Annotated in this window: 18 protein-coding genes; 9 read left to right on the forward strand and 9 right to left on the reverse strand. The window is 70.4% G+C overall.

Going from position 1 to position 22,187, the window contains the following annotated elements:
- Window positions 1-127 precede the first annotated feature (127 nt).
- The 4 genes from urtC to ACS5Q7_RS12035 all read left to right on the forward strand — a co-directional run bounded on the left by urtC (window position 128) and on the right by ACS5Q7_RS12035 (window position 5,167).
- Window positions 128-1,273, forward strand: a complete 1,146-nt coding sequence (gene urtC, locus ACS5Q7_RS12020) for an urea ABC transporter permease subunit UrtC (RefSeq protein WP_478339542.1) — start codon at window positions 128-130, stop codon at window positions 1,271-1,273.
- Window positions 1,274-1,287: 14 nt separating this feature from the next.
- Window positions 1,288-2,073, forward strand: coding sequence for an urea ABC transporter ATP-binding protein UrtD (urtD, locus tag ACS5Q7_RS12025; protein WP_478339752.1), 786 nt, complete (start codon window positions 1,288-1,290; stop codon window positions 2,071-2,073).
- A 139-nt stretch (window positions 2,074-2,212) separates the two neighbouring features.
- Window positions 2,213-2,908: an urea ABC transporter ATP-binding subunit UrtE gene (gene urtE, locus ACS5Q7_RS12030; protein ID WP_478339543.1), complete on the forward strand. Its 696-nt coding sequence runs from the start codon at window positions 2,213-2,215 to the stop codon at window positions 2,906-2,908.
- Window positions 2,909-3,010: 102 nt separating this feature from the next.
- The gene (locus ACS5Q7_RS12035) at window positions 3,011-5,167 is read left to right on the forward strand and encodes a methyl-accepting chemotaxis protein (RefSeq protein ID WP_478339544.1); all 2,157 of its coding nucleotides are present in this window, start codon (window positions 3,011-3,013) and stop codon (window positions 5,165-5,167) included.
- Between the two features lie 348 nt (window positions 5,168-5,515).
- On the opposite strand, the gene ACS5Q7_RS12040 is transcribed toward ACS5Q7_RS12035, so the two are convergent.
- The 3 genes from ACS5Q7_RS12040 to ACS5Q7_RS12050 form a co-directional block, all read right to left on the reverse strand.
- Entirely contained in the window at window positions 5,516-6,064 is a 549-nt protein-coding gene (locus ACS5Q7_RS12040; protein ID WP_478339545.1) for a hypothetical protein, read from the reverse strand.
- 129 nt (window positions 6,065-6,193) lie between these two features.
- On the reverse strand, window positions 6,194-7,588 hold the full coding sequence (locus tag ACS5Q7_RS12045; protein ID WP_478339546.1) for an ATP-binding protein: 1,395 nt from the start codon (window positions 7,586-7,588) through the stop codon (window positions 6,194-6,196).
- Window positions 7,585-8,304 (reverse strand): response regulator, encoded by a 720-nt coding sequence (locus tag ACS5Q7_RS12050; protein WP_478339547.1) that lies wholly within the window; start codon window positions 8,302-8,304, stop codon window positions 7,585-7,587. The genes ACS5Q7_RS12045 and ACS5Q7_RS12050 overlap by 4 nt, the downstream gene beginning before the upstream one ends.
- 137 nt (window positions 8,305-8,441) lie before the next feature.
- Between ACS5Q7_RS12050 and ACS5Q7_RS12055 the strand changes: the two genes are divergently transcribed.
- The 3 genes from ACS5Q7_RS12055 (at window position 8,442) to ACS5Q7_RS12065 (ending at window position 13,519) form a co-directional block, all read left to right on the forward strand.
- Window positions 8,442-9,668 carry an acyl-CoA dehydrogenase family protein gene (locus ACS5Q7_RS12055; RefSeq protein WP_478339548.1) on the forward strand — a complete coding sequence of 409 codons (1,227 nt, stop codon included), beginning with the start codon at window positions 8,442-8,444 and terminating at the stop codon, window positions 9,666-9,668.
- A 108-nt stretch (window positions 9,669-9,776) separates the two neighbouring features.
- A complete protein-coding gene (locus ACS5Q7_RS12060) occupies window positions 9,777-11,645 on the forward strand; it encodes a glycoside hydrolase family 15 protein (protein ID WP_478339549.1) in 1,869 nt (622 codons plus the stop codon).
- A 182-nt stretch (window positions 11,646-11,827) separates the two neighbouring features.
- Window positions 11,828-13,519 carry a methyl-accepting chemotaxis protein gene (locus ACS5Q7_RS12065; RefSeq protein WP_478339550.1) on the forward strand — a complete coding sequence of 564 codons (1,692 nt, stop codon included), beginning with the start codon at window positions 11,828-11,830 and terminating at the stop codon, window positions 13,517-13,519.
- Between the two features lie 313 nt (window positions 13,520-13,832).
- Here ACS5Q7_RS12065 and ACS5Q7_RS12070 read toward each other — a convergent pair whose 3' ends face one another.
- The 4 genes from ACS5Q7_RS12070 to ACS5Q7_RS12085 all read right to left on the reverse strand — a co-directional run bounded on the left by ACS5Q7_RS12070 (window position 13,833) and on the right by ACS5Q7_RS12085 (window position 17,698).
- The gene (locus ACS5Q7_RS12070) at window positions 13,833-15,311 is read right to left on the reverse strand and encodes a DUF2336 domain-containing protein (protein WP_478339551.1); all 1,479 of its coding nucleotides are present in this window, start codon (window positions 15,309-15,311) and stop codon (window positions 13,833-13,835) included.
- Window positions 15,308-16,402: a lytic transglycosylase domain-containing protein gene (locus tag ACS5Q7_RS12075; RefSeq protein ID WP_478339552.1), complete on the reverse strand. Its 1,095-nt coding sequence runs from the start codon at window positions 16,400-16,402 to the stop codon at window positions 15,308-15,310. Before ACS5Q7_RS12075 ends, ACS5Q7_RS12070 begins: the two co-directional genes overlap by 4 nt.
- Window positions 16,403-16,497: 95 nt before the next feature.
- Window positions 16,498-17,127 (reverse strand): flavin reductase family protein, encoded by a 630-nt coding sequence (locus ACS5Q7_RS12080; protein WP_478339553.1) that lies wholly within the window; start codon window positions 17,125-17,127, stop codon window positions 16,498-16,500.
- 7 nt (window positions 17,128-17,134) lie between these two features.
- Complete coding sequence (locus tag ACS5Q7_RS12085; protein WP_478339554.1) at window positions 17,135-17,698, reverse strand: nitroreductase family protein; 564 nt, start codon at window positions 17,696-17,698, stop codon at window positions 17,135-17,137.
- Window positions 17,699-17,829: 131 nt separating this feature from the next.
- Here ACS5Q7_RS12085 and ACS5Q7_RS12090 point away from each other — a divergent pair, with 131 nt between their 5' ends.
- On the forward strand, window positions 17,830-18,786 hold the full coding sequence (locus ACS5Q7_RS12090; protein ID WP_478339753.1) for a hypothetical protein: 957 nt from the start codon (window positions 17,830-17,832) through the stop codon (window positions 18,784-18,786).
- Window positions 18,787-18,951: 165 nt separating this feature from the next.
- Complete coding sequence (locus tag ACS5Q7_RS12095; RefSeq protein WP_478339555.1) at window positions 18,952-19,356, forward strand: PRC-barrel domain-containing protein; 405 nt, start codon at window positions 18,952-18,954, stop codon at window positions 19,354-19,356.
- Between the two features lie 156 nt (window positions 19,357-19,512).
- Here ACS5Q7_RS12095 and ACS5Q7_RS12100 read toward each other — a convergent pair whose 3' ends face one another.
- Both ACS5Q7_RS12100 and ACS5Q7_RS12105 read right to left on the reverse strand, forming a co-directional pair.
- Entirely contained in the window at window positions 19,513-20,532 is a 1,020-nt protein-coding gene (locus ACS5Q7_RS12100; protein ID WP_478339556.1) for a YcjF family protein, read from the reverse strand.
- A 19-nt stretch (window positions 20,533-20,551) separates the two neighbouring features.
- A complete protein-coding gene (locus ACS5Q7_RS12105; RefSeq protein WP_478339557.1) occupies window positions 20,552-21,991 on the reverse strand; it encodes a YcjX family GTP-binding protein in 1,440 nt (479 codons plus the stop codon).
- Between the last annotated feature and the right edge of the window lie 196 nt (window positions 21,992-22,187).

Raw genomic sequence — 22,187 nt, forward strand, 5'->3', positions numbered from 1 at the left:
AGCGACGCTGGCGGATGGATCGCGCCGCGCGCTCATCCGGCACCGTCGCTCCCCTCTCCCCCCCTGCTCCGCAGGGTACCCTCCCCCGCAGAGGGGGGAGGGAGATGTGCGCGCGAGGAGCCGCCCTATGACCCGCCTCATCGACCTCAAGGGCGCGATCTTCCTCGGCGTGCTGGCGGCCTTCTGCCTCGCCGTATCGGTGTTGAACCTCGCCGTGCCGGAGGGCTCCGGGCTGCATCTGCCGACTTATCTCGTCTCGCTGTTCGGCAAGTATCTCGCCTATGCCCTGCTGGCCGTCAGCCTCGATCTCGTCTGGGGCTATTGCGGCATCCTCTCCCTCGGCCACGGGGCGTTCTTCGCCCTCGGCGGCTACGCGATGGGGATGTACCTGATGCGCCAGATCGGTGCCCGAGGCGTCTACGGCAATCCGGTCCTGCCCGACTTCATGGTGTTCCTGAACTACAAGGAACTGCCCTGGTACTGGCTCGGCTTCGATCACTTCGCCTTCGCCGCCGTGATGGTGCTGCTCGTGCCGGGGCTGCTCGCCTTCGTGTTCGGCTGGCTCGCCTTCCGCTCGCGGGTGACGGGGGTCTACCTCTCGATCATCACCCAGGCGATGACCTACGCCCTGATGCTTGCCTTCTTCCGCAACGACATGGGCCTCGGGGGCAACAACGGCCTCACCGACTTCAAGGATCTTTTGGGATTCAACGTCCAGGCTCAGAATTTCCGCGTCGGCATCTTCGTCGCGACGGGGATCGCGCTGGCGCTGGGCTACCTGATCGCCCGGGTGATGACGGTCTCGGCCTACGGCAAGATCCTGATCGCCGTGCGCGACGCCGAGAGCCGCACGCGGTTCCTCGGCTACCGGCCCGAGCACTTCAAGACGCTGGCCTTCACCGTGTCGGCGATGATGGCGGGCGTGGCCGGCGCCCTCTACGTGCCGCAGGTCGGCATCATCAATCCCGGCGAGTTCGCGCCCGGCAACTCCATCGAGGCGGTGATCTGGGTCGCGGTCGGCGGACGCGGGACGCTGGTGGGCGCGGCGCTCGGCGCGGTGATCGTCAACTACGCCAAGACCATCCTGACCGGGGCGATGCCCGATGCGTGGCTCTTCGCGCTCGGCGCCCTGTTCGTGGTGGTGACGCTGTTCATGCCGCGCGGCATCGTCGGGACGCTCATGGAGAAATTCGGCAGCCGCCGGGCGGCGGCGAAACTCCCGCCGGAGCCCGAGATCGCCCCGAAACTCGCGGAAGAGGGACAGGGCTCGTGAGCGACACCGCCGTGATGGACCGGCCCGCGACCGCCGCCGGCCCGGCCAACAAGACGAAGGTGACGGGGGCGCTGCTCTACGTCGACGACCTGCGCGTGACCTTCGATGGCTACAAGGCCCTGCGCGGCCTGTCGCTGACGCTGCTGCCGGGGGAGATGCGGGCGATCATCGGCCCGAACGGCGCCGGCAAGACCACGATGATGGATTGCATCACCGGCAAGACCAAGCCCGACAGCGGCGTCGCCCTGTTCGACGGCAAGCACGACCTGCTCGCCCTGGACGAGCCGGCCATCGCCGACCTCGGCATCGGCCGCAAGTTCCAGAAGCCGACCGTGTTCGAGAGCCACACGGTGGCCGACAACATCCTGCTGGCGCTGAAGGGGCCGCGCGCGGCGGCCGCCTCCCTGTTCGGCTGGCGCAACCGGGTGGCGGCGGAGCGCATCGACGCGATCCTGACGACGGTCGGCCTCATCGCCCACCGCGCCCGTCCGGCGGCCGACCTCAGCCACGGGCAGAAGCAGTGGCTGGAGATCGGGATGCTGCTGGCGCAGGACCCGAAGCTCCTCCTCGTGGACGAGCCCGTCGCGGGCATGACCGACGCCGAAACCGCCCAGACCGCCGAACTCCTGCGCCGGATCGCGGGGGACCACGCCGTGGTGGTGGTGGAGCACGACATGCACTTCGTGCGGGCGCTGCAATGCCGCGTCACCTGCCTGCACGAGGGCGCGGTCCTGGCCGAGGGCTCCATCGATGCGGTCTCGGCCGACCCGAAGGTGGTCGAAGTGTATCTGGGGCGGTGATGACGTGTCGCCGCGTCATTGCGAGCGCAGCGAAGCAACCCAGGGCAGCGGGACGCCTCCGACCGTGGCGGATCCCTGGATTGCTTCGCTCCGCTCGCAATGACGGAGTGGGGCTTCAACCGTCAGTGAGAGTGACATCATGCTGAGCGTCGAGGGCATCGACCTGTATTACGGCGCGGCGCAGGCCCTGCGCGGCGTCTCGCTGAAAGCCGAGGCCGGGCGGGTGACGACCGTGCTCGGCCGCAACGGCGTCGGCAAGACCTCCCTGCTCCGGGCCATCGTCGGGCAGCAGCCGGTCAAGGGCGGGGCGATCCGCCTCGACGGCCGCGAGATCCAGGGGCTCGCCCCCTACGACCGGGCGCGGGCGGGCATCGCCTTCGTGCCCCAGGGGCGGGAGATCTTCCCCCTGCTCACGGTCAGGGAGAACCTGGAGACCGGATTCGCGCCCCTGAAGCGGCGGGACAGGCACGTCCCGGCCGAGATCTACGACCTGTTCCCGGTCCTGAAGGACATGCTGCACCGGCGCGGCGGCGACCTCTCCGGCGGGCAGCAGCAGCAGCTCGCCATCGGCCGCGCCCTCGTCACCCGCCCGAAGCTCCTCGTCCTCGACGAGCCGACGGAGGGCATCCAGCCCTCGATCATCAAGGATATCGGCCGCGCCATCACCTACCTGCGCGGCAAGGGCGAGATGGCGATCGTGCTGGTCGAGCAGTATTTCGAATGGGCACGCGACCTCTGCGACAGCTACGCGGTGATGGATCGCGGGCAGGTCGTGCTGTCCGGCCCGCGCGCGGCGATGGACGAGGCCGAGGTCCTGAAGCGCATGTCGGTGTGAGCGAAATTCGCTCACCGCTTCGCCGCTACGTTGAGGTGATTAAAGCTCTCTCAAGACCGAGCATATAGCGTCGCGGACAGTTGTCGCTTGCAGGTTTCTGTCATGATTCTGTCCTCCCGGCTGAGTGCGCGCCTTCCAGCGATGACGATCGGGCTCGCGCTGATGAGTGCCGCGACCATGGGGGGCATGAGCTGGTACTCGGCACGGACGAGCCTGCTGAAGGCGGCGGGCGAGCGGCTTCACCTCGCCGCGTCGGCCCGGCGGGATAGCATCGAACTCACCGCCGACCGGATGCAGGCGGATTTCGTCGCGGTGGCGGCGCATCCGCAGGTGGTGTCGAACTTCCCCGACCTGATCGAGACCCTGGACCCCACCAAGCCCGATACGGCCGCGATCGTGGACGCGTTCCGCGCCCCGAAGACCGTGGCCGAGCGCATCGCCCTCGATGGCGGCCCGGCCACGGGCATGTATGGGCGCCGCCACGGCAAGGTGCAGGAGGTGGCGCGCAAGCTCGTGGCCCAGCCGGGCTATGCCGATCTGATGTTCCTCGATGAGGCCGGCCGCATCGTCTACACGACGACCAAGGGCGAGGATTTTTCGGGCACCGTCGCGGACGGCCCCTTGAAGGAGACGGGCCTCGCCCGCCTCGTGGAGCGCCTGAAGGCCGCCGAGCCGAGCGCGGTCCTGTACGAGGATTTCGCGCCCTACCCCGTCGGCGGCGGCACCTCGGCCTTCGTCGGCCGGGCGATGGCGAAGCGCGCCAACGTCGCAATGGGCACCTCGCAGGCGGTGGAGCGCATCGGCTTCGTCGTCATGCGCGTGACGCCGGCCCTGTTCGATCAGGTGCTCGCCAAGCGCACCGGCCTCGGCGAGACCGGGCAGGTGCTGGCCGCCGGGCCGGACGGAGCCTTGCGCAGCAACCCGCCCCTGAGCACGCAGGCGAAGGCCGGCTCGCCCGTGACCGGTCTCGGCATCAAGACCGCCGGCCTCACCGGCCGCGAGGGCTTCACCTATGAATCCGCCGACGGGCCGCATATGGGGGCCGCCGCGACGGTCTCGGTCCTGGGCGCGCCCTGGACCGTGATCGCCGAGCAGTCGCAGGCCGAGGCCATCGAGGACGCGCAGGCGCTCTCGCGCACCCTGGTGATGATCGGCCTGATCGTGCTCGCGGCGACGGCCGCGCTCGGGCTGTGGCTCGCCCGCTCCATCGTGCGCCCGCTGGGCGCCCTCACCCGCGCCCTGAAGGCGCTCGCCGCCCGCGAGGATCTGGCCGAGGTGCCGGGCAGCCGCCGGGCCGACGAGATCGGCGACATCGCCCGCGCCGTCGTGACCATTCGCGACATGACGCTGGAGGAGGCCGCGCAGCAACTCAAGACCACCGAGGCCGCGCGCCTTCGGGAAGAGCAGGCCCGCCGGGCGATGCTGACGGACCTCGCGGACCGCTTCGAGCAATCGGTGGTCGGCATCGTCGGCGAGGTGACGGGCGCGGTGTCGAGCCTGGAGGGCACGTCGGGCACCATGCGCCACGCGGTCGGGGAGACGTCGAGCCGCTCGGCCAACGTCGCCAGCGCCGCCCACCAGACCGCCGGCAGCGTCACCACGGTCGCGGCGGCGGCGGAGGAACTCGGCGCCACGGTGGCCGAGATCAGCCGTCAGGTGGAGCAGGCGGCCGGCATGTCGGACGCGGCGGTGCACGAAGCGCAGCGCGCCGGGCAGACGGTGGCGGACCTCTCCGCCGCCGCCACCCGCATCGGCGACGTGGTGCGGATCGTCTCGGCCATCGCCGGCCAGACCAACCTGCTGGCGCTGAACGCGACCATCGAGGCCGCCCGCGCGGGCGAAGCGGGCCGCGGCTTCGCCGTCGTGGCGAACGAGGTGAAGGAACTCGCTGCCCAGACCTCGCGTGCCACGGACGAGATCGGCCAGCAGATCGCCTCGATCCAGACCGCCAGCGGCGGCGCCTCGGAGGCGATTCACTCCATCGCCGCGCAGATCGAGGCCATGAACCGCACCACCACCGGCATCGCCGTCGCGGTGGAGCAGCAGGGGGCGACGACGCAGGAGATCGTGCGCAGCATGGGCCAGGCGTCGCAGGGCACCAGCGCCATGACCTCGGACATCGCCGAGGTCGCCCGCGTCGCCGACGAGGCCGGCCGGGCCGCGGCATCGGTGGCCGCCGTGACGGGGCAGCTCTCCGCCCAATCCGAGCGTCTGCGGGCCGAGGTCGCGCAGTTCCTGCAGAACGTCCGGGCGGCCTGAGGGCCATGGCTGGAGGGGCGGATCGCCCCTCCGCCCGCACCCACCCTCCACCTCATCCCGAATGTCTCGGCCGAGAGACGAATACCGCCCCCGTCCTTGCGAGCGCAGCGAAGCAATCCAGGGTTCCGCCAACGTCGTGAGACGTCCCGCTGCCCTGGATTGCTTCGCTTACGCTCGCAAGGACAGGGCGGGAGGGAGGGGCCGCTCAGGCTCTCCGGGAGGACGAGGGTGGGTTTGGGGTAGGGATCGGAGAACGCTACAATCCGCACCGGCGTAGAGAGGGGACAACAAAACTAAGTAGAGGAATGACCGCAAGCCAAAAAGAAGTTTCGACGATGAAAAATTCAATTACTCAGATTGGCGATTTAAATCAGCTCGAATTCGCTCTTCTTTCAGCAATTTATTAATTTTTAATCTCTCAAAAATCGATACCGACCTTTGATCAATCTTCATATACGGCTCGAACAATATCGGCATTATAGTATGAAACTCGGAAACTCTTATTAAATGCTTCCGTCTCCCCTCGATATGTTTTGGATCATAGGGTGGGCCGTCCTTCATCATGGCAGTATGAACGCTCAGCTGAGCTATTGCTTTAGTAATCTCGTCGAATTCCGTCACAACCTCCTTACCAAATAAAAATCTTGCTTTATCATAACTAATCTTAAATTTAATGATGTTCTCGGCTTCGGCTCGGCCTTCTCGCAGTACTGGAGCTAAAGCAATTCTTGCATTTTCATATAAATCGTATCTACGATCAAATAAATCTATTTGCAACTTTCTAATCGCCGCCCTCCATTGTTGATACGCAATCCAAGAAGCAACCAACCCCAGCACTACTGCCGGAACAGCCTGAAGAATAGCAATATACAATTTATATTCAGCATCATGAAGCATTAAAATATAATCCGTTCAAAAATGCGATGAGGCGCAAAATGATTTTATCAATTTTATATTATCGAAAAGTGCCGCCGCACGCTTTTTAAGCCTCTGCAATGCGCTCACTATCACTTGGAAATAGCTGTGCTATGCCGCCTCGGCGGGCCGTCGTTCCGCTTCATGAAGTGTCTTGCCCGCGAATTCGCGGGCGGCCAGCGGCAGCTCGATGGCCGCGCAGAGGCCGCCCTCGGGACGGTTCTCCAGGATCAGGCGCCCGTCATGGGCCTCCACGATGGCCTGGACGATGGACAGGCCGAGGCCGAAGCCGCTCGCCGCGTTGAGGTTGCGCGCCCGGTCGCCGCGCACGAAGGGCTGGAGCATCGTCTCCCGCTCGGCATCGGGGATGCCCGGCCCCGGATCGATCACGCAGACCCTGACCCCGCGCGGAGACCCCTCCATGGCGAGGCGCGCCTGACCGCCGTACTTCACGGCGTTGTCCACGAGGTTGGTGATCGCCCGCTGCAACTCGTCGGGCTGGCCGCGCACGAGGACGTGGCGGCTCTTGTCCACGCTCACCGGGGCGCCGATATCGGCGAAGCCGTCGCAGACCGTCTGCACCACCGAGGCGAGGTCCACGAGGCTGTGGCTCCCCGCATCCCGCTGCTGCCCGTCGCGGACGAAGGACAGGGCCGCCTCCACGAGGCCGTTCATCTGGTCGAGGTCGCGCAGGGTCGCGGCCCGCGCCCCCTCGTCCTCGATGAATTCGGCCCGCAGGCGCAGCCGGGTGATCGGCGTGCGCAGGTCGTGGCTGATGGCGGCCAGCATCTGCGTGCGGTCGTCGATGAGGCGGCGCACGCGGGAGCGCATCCGGTCGAGCGCGCTCGAGACCGCCAGAACCTCCTGCGGCCCGGCCTGCGGCAGGGCGACGTAATCGTCGCGCGCGCCGAAGCCTTCCGCCGCGCTGGCGAGCCGGGCGAGCGGCGCCGTAAGCGCCCGCGTGGCCCAGACGCAGAGCAGGGCCAGCGTCAGCGCCAGGAACACGACGGTGAAGATCAATGCACCCTGCCGCGGCGGGCGCAGGGGGTCGTCGGCGAGCGTCGCGCGGAACATCGCGCCGTTGCCGGTGGCGATGCCGACATGCAGGTAATCGCTGTCCTCGGACGGCTTCAGGCTCGTCACCGTCACCGGGCGCCCGGCGGCGGCGCGCAGGCGGCGGATCACGGCCCGATCCGGCGCGGGCCTGGCCCCCTGCGGCGCCACCCCGTCCCAGGGCTCGACATCGACGAGCGGCAGGGAGCGTGCCCCCGCCGCGATCAGCGCGGGCCGGGCGGAGGGCTCGGCCACGTCGAGGAGGCGGGCCAGCACGCCGACCCGCGCCGCCGCGACGCCGGGCAGCGCATCCGGGTTCTGCGGCTCGTGCAGCAGGAAGAACGAGGCCGTGGCGACCACGTGCGCCACCGCGATGCCGGCCACCACGAGAAGCGCGATCTGCCCCGCGATGCTGCGTGGGCGCAGGCTGGCGCGAAGGCTCCCGAGGGTCATGACCGCGTGACCTCCGGCGTGAACAGGTAGCCGCCGGAGCGGATGGTGCGGATGTATTCCGGGTTGCGCGTATCCACCTCGATCTTCTGGCGGATGCGCGAGACCAGCACGTCGATGCTGCGCTCGAACGGACCCGCCGCCCGCCCCTGCGTCAGGTCGAGGAGCTGGTCGCGGGAGAGCACACGCCCTGGCCGCAGGCAGAGGGCGTGGAGAAGGTCGAACTCGGCGCCGGTGATCGCCACCCGCGCGCCCTCGGGGCTGAGGAGCTGGCGCAGGGAGACGTCGAGCGTCCAGCCGGCGAAGTGCAGGCGCTTGCGCTCGTCCTGCTCCGGCGCCTCGGCCGAGACCCGGCGCAGGATCGCGCGGATGCGGGCCAGCAACTCGCGCGGGTTGAACGGCTTGGCGAGGTAATCGTCCGCCCCGAGTTCGAGGCCGAGGATGCGGTCGACCTCCTCCGACTTGGCGGTGAGCATCAGGATCGGGACCTGCGAGGTCTCGCGCAGGCGGCGGCACAGGCTGAACCCGTCCTCGCCCGGCAGCATCAGGTCGAGGACGATGAGGTCGATCCGCGCCTCGGCGAGCGCCCGGTCCATTTCGCGGCCGTCGCCGGCCAGCGTCACGCGGCAGTCGTTGCCGCGCAGGTAGCGCGCCACGAGGGCGGAGATCTCGCGGTCGTCTTCCACCACAAGGATGTGGGGCGTGGCGGGAGCGGTCATCGCGCGGGATTCTAGGAGTGGATCGGCGAGCGTCATCCCCCGATTATGGACCGCCCGCGCCGATATTCGAAGATCGCGCAGGGAACCATTTTGTAAACCGGTGTTTCCGACCCCGCGAGATCAATCGGGGACCGTCCATGACAGGGACCGCACGCATCGAACCGCGCCCGCCGGAACTGGCCTCTCCGTGGCGGACGCAGGCCCGCGCCGCGCTCCAGGCCGAGGCCCGCGCCTTCGCCCGCGACACCGTGCTGCCGATGGCCGACGAACTCGACCGCCAGAAGGCCGAGATGCCGCGCTCGCTGATCGCGGCCATGGCCGACAGGGGCTGGTTCGGCATCACCATCCCCAAGGAGCATGGCGGGCTGGGGCTCGGGGTGTTCGAGTATTGCCTCGTCTCCGAGGAATTGGCCCGGTCGTGGCTGTCGGTCGGCTCGATCCTGGCGCGCGGCCAGGGGCTCGGCACCCAGACCCTCGACCCCGACCGCCGCGCCGACCTGATGCGCCGCTCGGCGCGGGGCGAGTGGATCGGCTCGATCTCCCTGTCCGAGCCCAATGCCGGCTCGGACCTCGCGGGCGTGACGACCAAGGCCGTACGCGAGGGCGACACCTGGGTGCTCACCGGCCGCAAGCGCTGGGCGGGCTTCGCCAAGGGGGCGCATTTCATCGAGGTCCTGGCCCGCACCCGCGAGCCGGCGCCCGGCGAATCGCGCTCGGCGGGGCTGGAGCCCTTCCTCGTGGTGAAGGAGCCCGGCACCTTCCCTGAGAACATGACCGGCCGGGTGATCGACAAGATCGGCTATCACGGCTTCGAGACCTTCGAGCTCGATCTCGACGGCGTGCGGGTGCCGGAGAGCGACCGCCTCACCGGCCTCTACGGCGACCAGGGGGCGGATGCCGATTCCGGCGGGTTCGCCGCCGTGCAGCGGGGCCTCAACATCGCCCGGGTCCACACCGCCGCGCGGGCGGTGGGCGTGGCGCGGGCGGCGGTGGAGGATTGCCAGCTCTACCTGCAGGAGCGCGAGCAGTTCGGCCACCCGATCGGCGACTTCCAGGCGCTGCGCTTCGCCCTTGCCGACATGGCCGCCGAGGTGACGCAAGCCCGCGCCTTCTGGCAGCAGGTGGCCCACCTCCTCGATGAGGGCGAGCCGGCCGAATCGGAATCCGCGATGGTGAAGCTCACCTGCACCGAGATGGCGGTGAAGGTGACGAACCAAGCGATGCAGTTGCACGGCGGCAACGGCTACACCACCGAGCGCCGGGTGGAGCGCTACTGGCGCGATGCCCGCCTCACCACGATCTTCGAAGGCACCAGCGAGATCCAGCGCCGGATCGTCAGCGACCGGATGCTGCCGCGCCCCTGAGTCCATGCGGCGAATCGTCGAGCCGGACTCCTCACCACCCCGCTGCCGGCTACCTGAGCAGCGGGGGATGTCATCCGCTGCCCGTGCGGCGGCCCAGCCGGAATTCCAGTGTCCAAGCCCATCAGCGATTACGCCCTCGTCGGCGATACCCATTCCTGTGCGCTGATCGCCCGTGACGGCTCGGTCGACTGGCTGTGCTGGCCGCGCCACGATTCCCCCGCCCTGTTCCTGAAGCTCCTCGACGACGAGAAGGGCGGCTCCTGCGCCATCGCGCTCGACGGGCTCGACCGGACCGATCGCCGCTACCGGCCCGAGACCAACATCCTCGAGACGACCTTCGAGACGCGCACCGGCCGCGCCCTCCTCACCGACGCGATGCCCGTGAGCCCGCCCGCCCCCGAGCCGGACGAAGGCCCGGACGGCGAGGGCGAGAGCCGGCTGATCCGCCTCCTCACCTGCGAGGAGGGCACGATCGAGGGCCGCTTCACCGTGCGCCCGACCTTCGATTACGCCCGCCGGGCCTGCGAGCCGATGGAGGACCGGGGCTCGGTGCTGTTCGAGGCGGGGGATTGGCGCCTGCGGGTCAACGCCTCGCCGGCCCCGCGCATCGCGGACGAAACCGCCGTCGTGACGTTCCGCCTGAAGGCGGGCGAGACCGCCTACCTCGTCCTCACCCATGGCGAGGACGACGAGGGCGCCGGCATCGAGGATTTCGCCGGGGCGGAACGGCGGATCGCGGTCACGGAGGAATATTGGCACCGCTGGAGCGCCCGCTGCACCTATCGCGGCCCCTACCGGGACACGGTGCTGCGTTCGGCGCTGTGCCTGAAGCTCCTCACCTATTCGCCCTCCGGCGGCATCGTCGCGGCGGCGACCGCCGGCCTGCCCGAGGCGGTGCCCGGCAACCGCAACTTCGACTACCGGTTCACCTGGATGCGCGACGCCGCCTTCACGGTGACGGCCTTCGTGATGCTCGGCTATGTCCGCGAGGCCTCCGAATTCCTGCGCTTCCTGCGCGAGCGCGACCCCACCTACGGCCGGGACACGAGGCTCATGTACGGGGTCTGCGACACGATCCCGCCGGAGGAGGCGCTGACCCATCTCTCCGGCTGGAACGGCATCGGGCCGGTGCTCATCGGCAACGCCGCCGAGGATCAGGACCAGCACGACATCTACGGCGAGTTGCTGCGCGCCCTCTGCGTCTTCCTCGAAGCGGTGGATTACGACCCGCCGGAGAAGGTCCACGACCGCCTGCCGAAGGTGCTCGACAACCTCACCGCGCGGGCGATCCGCCATCGGCACGATGCCGACAACGGCATCTGGGAATTGCGCACCGGGCCGCGCCAGCAACTCCACACCAAGGCGATGCTCTGGGTGGCGCTGACCGACGCCGCCCGCATCGGCCGCCACATCCGGGGCGTGCCGGAAGACAGAATCGCCGAATGGGAGCGGGTCGCCGCCGAGATCCGCGCCGAGTATCTCGAGAAGGGCTGGAGCGAGGAGCAGGGCGCGTTCACGGGCGCCTACGGCTCGCACCATCTCGACGCGGCGGTTCTGCGCGTCGCCCTGTTCGGGGCCATCGACCCCTCCGACCCGCGCCTGCGCTCCACCCTCGCGGCGGTCGAGCGGGAACTCGGCGTCGGCGACCTGATCTACCGCTACCGGATGGAGGACGGGTTCGAGGGCGACGAGGGCGCCTTCACCGCCTGCGCCTTCTGGCGGGTCGGCTGCCTCGCCCTCGACGGGCGGACCGGCGAGGCCAAGGCCGCCTTCGAGCGGCTGGTCGCGCGCGGCAACGATGTCGGCCTGTTCGCGGAGGAGATCGACCCCGCCACCGGCGAGCAGCGGGGCAATACTCCGCAGGGCTTCTCCCACATGGCGCTCATCAACGCCGCCCTGCGGCTCGATGCGTCCATCGCCAAGTTCGGACTGCCCGGCGACGGGGCCGCCGAGCCGGAGCGGCGCGCGGCGGAATAGCCGAATACAACTTTAGATTGTGGATACCACAACCGCATCGGTCATCGGCAATTCATCAACAACCCGTGAGCGATTGTGCGAATGAAACGATTCTGATCATCGCGAACTCTGTTCTGAACACCGGATCATCTTGTCTTTAATTTTTACCGCTCACCGTCGCGGAAGGAAATTGGAGACTGAAAATGCTTCGGCTGGCCGATTTGAAGGTTTTGACCAAGCTCACGGGCGTGATCGGGATGATCGCCGTGATCGTCGGTGGCTGCATCTGGTACGCGCAGGGGCGCATGGCCCAGATCGACGACGCCTATAGCACGTTCGTCGAGCAGGAAGCGGAGGCCGCCGCCGTGGCGCGGCGCGCCAACCGGATGATCTTCGAACTGAACTACTGGGTCTACCGGGTGATCGCCGAGACCGAGGACGGCCAGATGCAGGCCGCCGGCCGTGGCTTCGAGTCCGCCCTGCGCCCGATGAAGGAGACGATGGCCGAACTGCGGTCGAAGGCGCCGACCTTCGGCGCCCGCATCGATGCCCAGAATGCCCGCGTCGAGCGCTTTTTGCAGGACGTCGGCGAGGTCCGCGATCTCGGCATGGCCAACCACAATGCCGAGGCCATCGAGGTCGTCCACCGCAAGATCGACCCGACCTTCAGCGCGATGGTCGAGGAGGGCAACAAGCTCGGCGACGACCTCAGTGCGTATGTACGCCAGGGTTCGTCCGACCTCACCAACCAGACGAACGCCACCCGCCACAGCCTGATGGCCTTCAGCGGCCTCGGGATCCTGGCCGGGTTCCTCGTCGCGGTCCTCGTCTCCGTCTACGGCATCACCCGCCCCCTCGGCAGCCTCGTCACGGTGCTGCAGCGCATGGCGCAGGGCGAGATCGACGCGCAAATCGCCGAGGCCAAGCGCGGCGACGAGATCGGCGCCGTCGGCAAGGCGGTCGAGGGCATCAAGGCCATGGTCGCCCGCAAGGCGTTGGAAGAGGCCGAGATGAAGCGTCTCGCCGACGAAGCCGCCGCCGCCGAGCGCAAGCGCACCATGATCGAGCTGGCGGACGGGTTCGAGGCCGCCGTCGGCGGCATCGTCGGGATGGTCTCGTCCTCGGCCACCGAGTTGCAGGCCACCGCCCAGCAGATGAGTTCCGCTGCCGCCGAAACCGCCGCGCAGTCGACCACCGTCGCGACGGCCGCCGAGGAAGCCGCCTCGAACGTCGGCACCGTCGCGGCGGCGGCGGAGGAACTCGGCACCTCGGTGCAGGAGATCGGCCGGCAGGTGCAGGGCTCGGCCACGCTGGCCCAGGCCGCCGTGGGCGAGGCCGACCAGACCGCAGCCCTGGTCCAGGCCCTGCGCCAGACCTCGGCGCGGATCGGCGACATGGTCGGGCTGATCTCGAACATCGCGAGCCAGACCAACCTGCTCGCGCTGAACGCCACCATCGAGGCTGCCCGCGCGGGCGAGGCGGGCCGCGGCTTCGCCGTGGTCGCGGCGGAGGTGAAGGAGTTGGCCAACCAGACCGCCAAGGCCACCGACGAGATCGGCAGCCAGATCGGCGAGATCCAGGGCGTGACGGACCAGGCGGTCTCGGCGATCGGCGCGATCACGGGCCGGATCCGCGAGATCAACAGCGTGGCGACGTCGATCGCGGCGGCGGTGGAGCAGCAGGGCGCGGCGACGCAGGAGATCGTGCGCAACGTCGCCCAGGCCTCGACGGGCACGTCGGAGGTGACGAGCAACATCGTGGGCGTGGCCCGCGCCTCCGAGGATACCGGCGCGGCGGCGCAGCAGGTCCTGTCGGCCTCGGGCGAATTGTCCCGCCAGTCCGAGCACCTGACGGCCGAGGTCGCGCGCTTCCTCAACACCGTCCGCGCGGCGTGAGCGGGACGAACAGAAGCGCCCGGTCATAATGACCGCGCGCGTTTCGCATCCCCAACCTCGTCCAGCGTGTCTGGCCGAGAAGCCTGAGCGGCCCCTCCCTCCCGCCCCGTCTTTGCGAGCGCAGCGAAGCAATCCAGGGCAGCGGGCCGTCTCAAGACGGTGGCGGATCCCTGGATTGCTTCGCTGCGCTCGCAAAGACGAGGGTGGTCTTCGCCTGTCCGGTTAGGCTCCAAGGTGCCCTCCTTCGAGGCGGCTGAAGCCGCACCTCAGGATGAGGATGGTGGTGGGAGGAAGCCGGATTGGGCTCGGACGCTCACGCCGCGATGGCGATGCCATCCTTGACCGGGGCGATGCGGCTCGCGCGGAACTCCGCGATGAGCGCGGCATCGAGGTCGGAGAGCACCGTTTCCGGCACGGCTTCGACCGTGGTCCGGTCCCGCCCGCTGCGGAACCACTCCAGGATCTGCTCCGGCAGCGAGTCGAGGATCGCGCCGACCGGGTCGGTGCGGCCCTCCCCGGCGGCGGGCGGCTCCACGGCCGGGGCCTCGGTGCCGGATTCGGCGCGGCGATGGGCCTCCAATGCCTCGCGCCACGCGGCGTCGGCGGCGATCCGGCGGCGCTCGGCGGCCTCGCGGGCCGTCGCCTGGGCGAGGATGGCGCGGGTCGTCTCGCGCGCCTCGTCGCGGGCGGCCTCGGCCTCGAAGCGGGTGAGCAGGGTGACGACGCTGCGGATCTCCGGGCTCTCCCAGCCCTCGCAGGCCGCGATGGCGTGCTCGATCATCCGACGCGACAGGCCCGCGCCTTTCGCGCCGCCCGCCGATGTGGGGGCGGTCTCCCGCCACGCCGCGAGCACCGCGTGCATCGCCGGCAGGAGCGGCGCGGGCAGGCCCGCCTTCTCGTGCAGGTCCGCGACGGCGCGGGGATCGCGCATGGCGCGGGCGACGCTTGCATGGTCGAGGCCCGACAGGTCGGCGAAGGCGGTCTGGGCGAACTCGATCCGGCCGGACAGGATCGCCCGCAGGATCAGCCCGGCATTGAGCTGGTGGCTCGCGCGCAGGTAGCTCACGAGGCGGGAGGTCGCCGCCGCGCCGGCCCCGGCGCTGAGGTCGAGGGCCGACCGCTCCGCGACCTCGCGGTTCATGCGCTCGCAGCGCGCCGCGCCGAGCCAGCCGCGCTCGGTGGCGAAGGCCGACAGGCTGCGGGCCAGGGCGACGGCCACGGCGTGGCGCACCTCCGGCGGCAGGTCGTGGCGGGCGAGCAGCGCCTCGCGCAGATCGGCCTCGTGGCCGAAGCGCTCGATCATCCGCAGGAGCCGCCCCCCGGTGATGCGCGCGGTCGGGTTGCCGGCGAGCGCCACGAGGGTCGGCAGGTCGGCGATCTCGGCCAGCGCCCCCGAGACGGCGGGGGTGAGGTGATGGCGCCGGGCGATGGCGGCCCGCGCCTCCTCGTCGCCGAGCGCCGCCGCCTCCACGAGGTCGGCCTCGGTGAGGACGGGGGAGCGCGAGAGGATCGGCTCGGCCACGGCGAAGGCGTCGCAGGACAGGGCGACCACGATGGGGCGCGGGCTGCGGGCGGAATCGGCGCAGACCTCCGCGAGCGCCCGGCGCACCGAGGGGGCCGGGTCGTCGAGGAGGCTGAGCAGCGCCGTCTTGGCTTCCCAGCGGGCGTCGGCGTCGAGGTCGCCGTAGAGATAGGCCCGCGCCAGCGCCGCCCCGCCCTGCGCCCGGCGGTCGGCCGGGGCGTTCAGGGTCAGCGCCAGGAATTGGCGGATGATCATGGACTTCTTGATCATGGGCCTCTCCGGGGCGCGAACAGGGAATTCGGAAGGGGCGCCGCGCCGAACTCCGCCGGGCGGCGGGGCGGCAGGGGCGCATGGACGAGGGCCGGGCCGGGCGGCACCGCCATGTCCGGCAGGGCGCCCGTCGTCACCGGGACATCCTCGGGATCGGCCGAGGCGAGCCGCGCCGCCGGGGCGGAATTCGGCCCGTCGTCGGAGCGCGGGAAGTAGGAGGGCGCCGGCCGCGCCGTGGCGGTGCCGGAACTGCGCCCCTGCCAGAGCTTGGCGGCGGCGTCGGTGGCGGTGACGCGGCGGTCGGTCTGGAACAGGCTGCGCAGGTCCGATCCGCCGCCGAAGGCGGTCGCCGTCATGGCGTAGGCGGTGGCGGAGGCGGGCACCTCACCCCCCTCCGGGCGGGACACCACCACGACGGGGTTGGTCCCCTGCGCGGCGCCCTGAGCGGCGGCCGACAGGCTGGCATAGAGCTCGGCGGCCGTGCGCGGGCGGCCGGTGCGGTCGTAGAACAGGGCGCGGTTGGCGGCGGCGGCCTCGGGCAGGTCGAGGGCGGCGGCCCGCTCCGGGAAGGTCTGGGCGGTGGCGATGAGGCTCGCCGCACCCTTCGCCCCGAGCACGTGGGCGGCGTAGAGATCCCCCGGCGTCGGCTCACGGCCCATGGCGGCCTGGAGCGCCTGCGCGTTCTTCTGGGTCAGCGCGCCGGCCAGCACCGCGGCGACCTTCGGGTCGCGCCGCAGGTCGAGGATCGCCTGCTTCTGATTGGGGTCGGCGACGGCGTAGGTGCCGTCGGATTGGCGGGAGATGGCATCCGCCTCGGCCTGCAAGCCGAGCTGCGGGCCGGCGTTCTTCATCGTCCCGAGCCAGGTCTGCTCGATGAACTGGAACAGCCCCGTGGCCGAGGAGGTCGGCGCCTTGGCCGAGGGGTCGAGGGCCGATTCGCGGCGGGCGGTGGCGAGGAGGTAGTCGAACCCGACCCCCGTGGCGCTCGCCCCGTCGCGGATCGCCTGCACGACCGGGGCCGGCGCCCGGCGCACGAGGGCCGGGGGCGTCGGGATCTCCGGGGGGCTGGCCGTGGTGGTGAACAGGAACATCCGGCGTCGGCCAGTCTGGTGGGACCGGCCGACCCTGCTCCCGCTATGGTAAACAAAGCCTCAAGGATGACGGGGACTTAACGGGGCCGGAAGCCCTAACGCTCGGTGAACTCCGCCGCCCCCTTCGGTCGCCGCATGGTGAAGCGGGTCTCGGCCGTGGCGTGGAAATAGTCGAAATAGCCTCCGCGCATGATCGGATGCATCGCGCCGGTATCGACCATGCCGTCCGTGACGAAGCGGTCCTCGACATAGATCGAGACCACCTGCCCGATCACGAGGAAGTTCTCGGCCTCGCCGCCGTCGAGGGGCACCAGCGGCACGGTCTGAAGCCAGCGGCATTCGAGGGCGGCGGGCGAGGCGGCCACGCGCGGCGGGCGGACCTTCTGCGAGGGCGCCGTCTCCAGCTTCGCGAAGGCGAACTCGCTCTCCCCGCGCGGCAGCGGCGCGGAGGAATCGTTCATCCCGTCGCGCAGGTCCCAGGTGGCGAGGCTGCACACGAACTCGCCCCCCTCCTCCGCGAAGGTCAGGGCGTCCTTCCGCCCCGTCGAGGAGAAGGCCACCATGGCATCGCCCACCGCATTGAAGAACGAGTACGGCGCGAGGTTCAGGCGGCCCTGCTTGTCCATGGCGCTGATCCAGCCGATGGGCCGGGGCGCGACGATGGCCTTCAGCGGGTTGTGCGGCAGGCTGCGGGCGTCGCGGGGCAGGTCGAAATCGTAATGCACGAAGGCCTCACAGGGTGGTGACGATGTCGGCGAGCGCCGGCCGGGGCCGGTCCGAGGGGATCTCCCGCCCCTTCCCGATATGCACGTAACCCGCGAGACGTTCCTGCGGCGCGAGGCCCAGCGCGTCGAGCACCCGGCGGTCGTAGGCGTGCCACTCGGTGAGCCAGGAGGTGGCGTAGCCCATGGCGTTGGCGGCGACGACGAGGTTCATCGAGACCGCCCCCGCCGAGAGCACCTGCTCCCATTCCGGGATCTTCACATGCGGCCCCGCCCGCGACACGACGGCGACCACGACCGGCGCGTGCTGCAGGCGGCGGCGCTCCTGCTCGAGCCTGTCCGGCCCGGCCTCGGGGTTGTCGGCGGCGAAGGCGGCGGCGATGATCTCGCCGACCCGCGCCCGCGCCTCGCCCGCGATGACGATGAACCGCCAGGGGGCGAGCTTGCCGTGGTCCGGCACCCGCGCGGCGAGGGTGAGCAGGGTCTGCAACTCGTCCGCGGAGGGACCCGGCCCGTCGAGGAGGGGCGGCGGCACCGAGCGGCGGGTGCGCAGGAGGTCGAGGGTCTCGGTCATGGCTCCCATCCGGAGGCGGTCGCGGCGTCTCCGGCGGGTGTCGCACGGGGCGCGGGCGGGCGAAAGGTGCGGCCTTGCCGCCGCCACGGTCGCGCGGCACAGGATCGGCGGCGGACGAGAGGATGAGCGGGATGGGCGCGGGACGGCGGACGAGGCGGGGCGTGGTGCCGGCGGCTCTGGCGATGGCGCTCGTGCCCGCCCTGGCGCTCGCGCAGCAGAACCTCGTGCCCGGCACGGGCACGCCGCTGCTGACGCCCTCCATCACCAGCCCCGCGCTGCCGCCCGCCCTCCCCCCGGCCGAGCCCGACGCGCAACTCACCCTGTCGGCGATCTTCACCGGCAGCGGCACGCCCCTGCGCGACGGCCTCGCGTGGCGGATCCTCGATGACCGGGGCGAGGGCACGCGGCCGGCGATCATCGCCCGCTCGACCGAGGCCGAACCGCATTTCACCCTGCCGCCGGGGGCCTACGTCGCCACCGTCACCTACGGCTTCGCCAGCGCCTCGAAGCGCATCGTCCTCGGCGGGCAGGCCGCCAGCGACACGCTGCGGATCGCGGCCGGGGCCCTGAAGCTGTCCGGCGCGGTGGGCGACACCAAGATCCCGCAGGATCAGGTGACCTTCTCAGTCTTCGTGCCGGTGGGGACGAACTCGGAAGGGCGCCTCGTGCGCTCCGGCATCCATACCGGCGAAGTCCTGCGCCTGCCCGAGGGCACCTACCACGTGGTCTCGACCTACGGGGAATCGAACGCGATCCAGCGCGCCGACCTGAAGGTCGAGAACGGCAAGGTCACGGAGGCGACCCTCAACCACAGGGCGGCGACCGTCACCCTGAAGCTCGTGACCACGCCGGGAGCAGAGGCCTTCGCGGGCACCGCCTTCTCGGTGCTCACGCCCGGCGGCGACACGATCCGCGAGGCGATCGGCGCCTTCCCGCAGGTGACGCTGGCCGAGGGCGATTACGTCCTCATCGCCCGCCACGACGGGCAGGTCTTCACCCGCGAGTTCAAGGTGGAAAGCGGCCTCGACCGGGACATCGAGGTGCTGGCCAAGGCGGAACCGAGGCCGGAGCCCGCTGCGGCGAATTGAACAGGAACGCGATCCGGGCGTGATTGGGAAAGGACCTCCCCATCGCGCCACCCGAAGCCCGGTTCGGTTCCATGTTCCGGCCATTAACATTTCTGGCCGGGGCGCGGAACGATGTGCGGGAGCAGGCCATTTCCTGCCGCCCCTTATGGGCGGTTGGAGAATATCATGCGTCGTCTCGTCCTTGCCACGCTCGCAGCCGCGCTGCTCGCCGGTCCCGCCCTGGCCGCCGAAAAGAATGCCGCCCCGCCGACCGTGGCGCCCAAGTTCGTCAACGTCCCGCAGGACGCGGTGCTCAGCTACAACCTGATCGGCCTGAATGTCACCGACGCGCAGAACAACACCGTCGGCGAGATCAAGGACCTCGTGATCGAGAACCAGAAGCTCGCGGGCTACATCCTGTCCGTCGGCGGCTTCCTCGGCATGGGCGAGCACTACGTCGTCGTGTCGCCCGACTCGGTCGCCCTCGGCTACGATGCCGACGCCAAGAAGTGGAAGGCGATCATCGGCGCCAGCAAGGATCAGCTGAAGTCCGCGCCGGAGTTCAAGTACGACGGCAAGTTCAAGCGCTGATCCCACGCAGTCCCCCTTGCGGGGACTGCCGCCCTGACATCCTCACCGTCATTGCGAGCGAAAGCGAAGCAATCCAGCCGGCGCCGCCTCGTCCGGACAAGGCGCGCTCTGGATTGCTTCGGCTCCGCCTCGCAATGACGGGGTGAGCCGGTGTCCCTATTTCTCCTCGCCCGAGCGCAGCAATTCCCCGGCGACATCGGTGAGGCGCGGCGGCTCCAGGCGCACGAAGGGCAGCGGGCGGCACACGGCGAGCGCCGCGAGCCCGAACCGGGCGGTCATCAGGCCGTTCAGCACCCCCTCCCCGAGCTTGGCCGAGACGCGGGCCGCGAGGCCGAGCCCCAGCACCTGCTGCATCACGCTCTCGCCGACCGCCATGCCGCCGGTCACGGTGAGATGCGCCAGCGCCGAGCGCGCGAGCCGCAGGAAGCCGAGGAAGCCGGGCCGCCCGCCGTAGATCGTCGCGATCCGGCGCAGCAGCCGCACGCCTGCGAACAGCACGAAGGCCACATCCACGATGGCGCGGGGGCTCAGCGCCGTCACCGCCGAGACCTGCTTGGCCGTCGTCGCGATGGCGTTGCGGGCCTGCCGGTCGAGATCGGTCAGCAATTCCCGCTCGGCGAGGCCGATCCGATCATCCACGTCGAGGATCGCATCCGCCGAGGCATCGAGCCGGGCGCGGGCGGGGCTCAGCCGCTCCCGCTCCGCGTAGAGGCCGGAAACCTCCTTCACCACGGCGAGCGCCCCGGAATGGTCGCGGGTGGCAATGGCGTCGATGGCCGATTGGCGCAGGCGCTCGATCCGCTTCTCCCGCCGCAGGCCGGCGAGTTCGCGCCCGAGGATGACGGCAAGCGCCAGTAGCGCGAGGCCGAGCAGGGCGAGCGCCACCCAGCCGAGCCAGGGCGCGGCCTGGAACAGGTCGGCGATCATCCGCTCGAGGGAGAGGCCGATCCCGAGGGAGACGAGGCCGCCCGCCGCCGACCAGAACAGCGCCCCCCAGGGTGACCGGCTCTTCGGCGCCACGGGCACTGGCACGCCGTCGGCGGCGTCGACGATCTCGAAGGGCTCCTCCACGATCACCGGGGCGGGGGCGGTGCGCTCCGGCGGCGGCGCGAAGCCGGGGCCGGGCGGCGGCTCGGGGGACAGGCGGAAGGCGCGGGGTTTCTGGCCTGAGGTCATCGCGAGGGATCCGAGAGGGTCAGGCGAGCCGGTCGCCGATCAGGAACTGCATCGCCCGGTCGAGGCGGATCTGCGGCAGGTGGCCGGGCCGGCCGAGATGGTCCGGCCGGATGAGCGGCGGGCGGAAGCGCGGGAAGCGCAGGGAGCCGGGCGCGACGGCCCCCTCCAGCACCGCCTCCGGCCGGGCCGGCAACTCGCCGGGAAACACCGCCGCCTCGCTCTGGCCGTCGAAGGTCTCGTCGCCGACCACTTCCCCGGCCTCGGGCGTGCCCGCCACCGCGCGCAGCACCTCGCCGTCGTCGTGGACGGTGGTCTCGCGGGTCGCCCGCACGGAGGCCAGCGCCACCGTGCCGACGCGGGCGCCTGCGGCTTCCGTGCGGCGCATGGCGCGGGAGACGAGGAGGCGCAGCAGCGCGTCGAGCCGGTCGTGGCTGGTCTGGTGGAGGTGGTCGGCCTTGGTGGCGGCGAACAGCACCCGGTCGGCGCGGGGGGCGAAGAAGCGCGACAGGATCGAGTTGCGGCCGATGTTGAGGCTGAGCAGCACCGCGTCGATGGCCTCTTCCAGCTCGGCGAGCGCCGTCGGGCCGGCATCCACCGCCGAGAGGACGTCCACCAGCACGATCTGCCGGTCCACCCGCTGGAAATGGTCGCGGAAGAAGGGCGTCACGACCTTCGCCTTGTACGCCTCGAACCGGCGCTGCATCAGCCCGGCGAGGCTGTCCGGGTCGATGGTGTCGGGCAGGCGGTCGAGGGGGGCGAAGGTCAGCGCCGGGGAGCCCGCGAGGTCGCCGGGCATCAGGAACCGCCCCGGCGGGGTGGTGGCCACCGCCTCCGGCCCGGCCCGCAGCGCCGAGAGGTAGGCCTTGAACGCGTCGCTCGCCCGCTCGGCGGCGATCTCGTCCAGGGGCGAGGCCGGATCGAAGCCCTGGAGGGCGGCGAGCCACGGGGCGGCGATGGCGGCGCGGCCGGGCCGCCGCGTGCCCGCGATGGTCGAGCGCGACCACGCCACGTAATCGGTCTCGATCAGGGCGAGGTCGAGGAGCCATTCGCCGGGGTAATCGACCACATCGAGCATCAGCGTCGCCGGGCCGGAGCGCCAGCCGGCGGCGCGCTCGTAGGCGATTTCCAGGCGGAACTGGCTGATCCGGTCGGTGGAGCGCGGCCAGGCGCGGGCCTCGGTGAGGGTCGCGAAATGCTCCTCGAAGGGAAAGCGCGGCACGTCGTCGTCGGGCTGGGGCACGAGGCGGGCGCGGCGCAGGCGGCCCTCCTGCGCGGCGGCGAAGGCCGGCAGGGCGTGGGTCTCCACCAGATGGTGGATCAGCGCCGTGGTGAACACCGTCTTGCCCGAGCGGGCGAGACCGGTGACGCCGAGGCGGAGCGTCGGCTGGACGAGGAGGTCCTGGGACGCCTCGGCGAAGGCACGCAGGGCCGAGCCGGCGCGGGAGGTGAAGTCGGTCAAGGGAGGGGACACGGGCCGGCGACGGTTGGAATGGGGCGGGCGTCAGGTGGCGCGGGACAGGCGCGGCTGCAAGGGTGTGCCGCTACCCCTCGTGCTCCCGCAACGTCATTGCGAGCGAAAGCGAAGCAATCCAGGGCAGCGGGACGCCTCAGGACGTGGTGCATCCCTGGATTGCTTCGCTTTCGCTCGCAATGAC

This window comes from Methylobacterium sp. Gmos3, assembly GCF_056430985.1.

Excerpts from the sequence above, each read along its gene's own strand:
- ACS5Q7_RS12075 (WP_478339552.1), bottom strand. The coding sequence starts at position 16,402 with ATGTTCCTGTTCACCACCACGGCCAGCCCCCCGGAGATCCCGACGCCC.
- ACS5Q7_RS12100 (WP_478339556.1), bottom strand. The coding sequence starts at position 20,532 with ATGACCTCAGGCCAGAAACCCCGCGCCTTCCGCCTGTCCCCCGAGCCG.
- urtE (WP_478339543.1), top strand. The coding sequence starts at position 2,213 with ATGCTGAGCGTCGAGGGCATCGACCTGTATTACGGCGCGGCGCAGGCC.
- ACS5Q7_RS12090 (WP_478339753.1), top strand. The coding sequence starts at position 17,830 with ATGGGCGCGGGACGGCGGACGAGGCGGGGCGTGGTGCCGGCGGCTCTG.
- ACS5Q7_RS12045 (WP_478339546.1), bottom strand. The coding sequence starts at position 7,588 with ATGACCCTCGGGAGCCTTCGCGCCAGCCTGCGCCCACGCAGCATCGCG.
- ACS5Q7_RS12070 (WP_478339551.1), bottom strand. The coding sequence starts at position 15,311 with ATGATCAAGAAGTCCATGATCATCCGCCAATTCCTGGCGCTGACCCTG.
- ACS5Q7_RS12050 (WP_478339547.1), bottom strand. The coding sequence starts at position 8,304 with ATGACCGCTCCCGCCACGCCCCACATCCTTGTGGTGGAAGACGACCGC.
- ACS5Q7_RS12065 (WP_478339550.1), top strand. The coding sequence starts at position 11,828 with ATGCTTCGGCTGGCCGATTTGAAGGTTTTGACCAAGCTCACGGGCGTG.
- urtD (WP_478339752.1), top strand. The coding sequence starts at position 1,288 with ATGGACCGGCCCGCGACCGCCGCCGGCCCGGCCAACAAGACGAAGGTG.
- ACS5Q7_RS12085 (WP_478339554.1), bottom strand. The coding sequence starts at position 17,698 with ATGACCGAGACCCTCGACCTCCTGCGCACCCGCCGCTCGGTGCCGCCG.
- ACS5Q7_RS12095 (WP_478339555.1), top strand. The coding sequence starts at position 18,952 with ATGCGTCGTCTCGTCCTTGCCACGCTCGCAGCCGCGCTGCTCGCCGGT.
- ACS5Q7_RS12040 (WP_478339545.1), bottom strand. The coding sequence starts at position 6,064 with ATGCTTCATGATGCTGAATATAAATTGTATATTGCTATTCTTCAGGCT.
- ACS5Q7_RS12055 (WP_478339548.1), top strand. The coding sequence starts at position 8,442 with ATGACAGGGACCGCACGCATCGAACCGCGCCCGCCGGAACTGGCCTCT.
- urtC (WP_478339542.1), top strand. The coding sequence starts at position 128 with ATGACCCGCCTCATCGACCTCAAGGGCGCGATCTTCCTCGGCGTGCTG.
- ACS5Q7_RS12035 (WP_478339544.1), top strand. The coding sequence starts at position 3,011 with ATGATTCTGTCCTCCCGGCTGAGTGCGCGCCTTCCAGCGATGACGATC.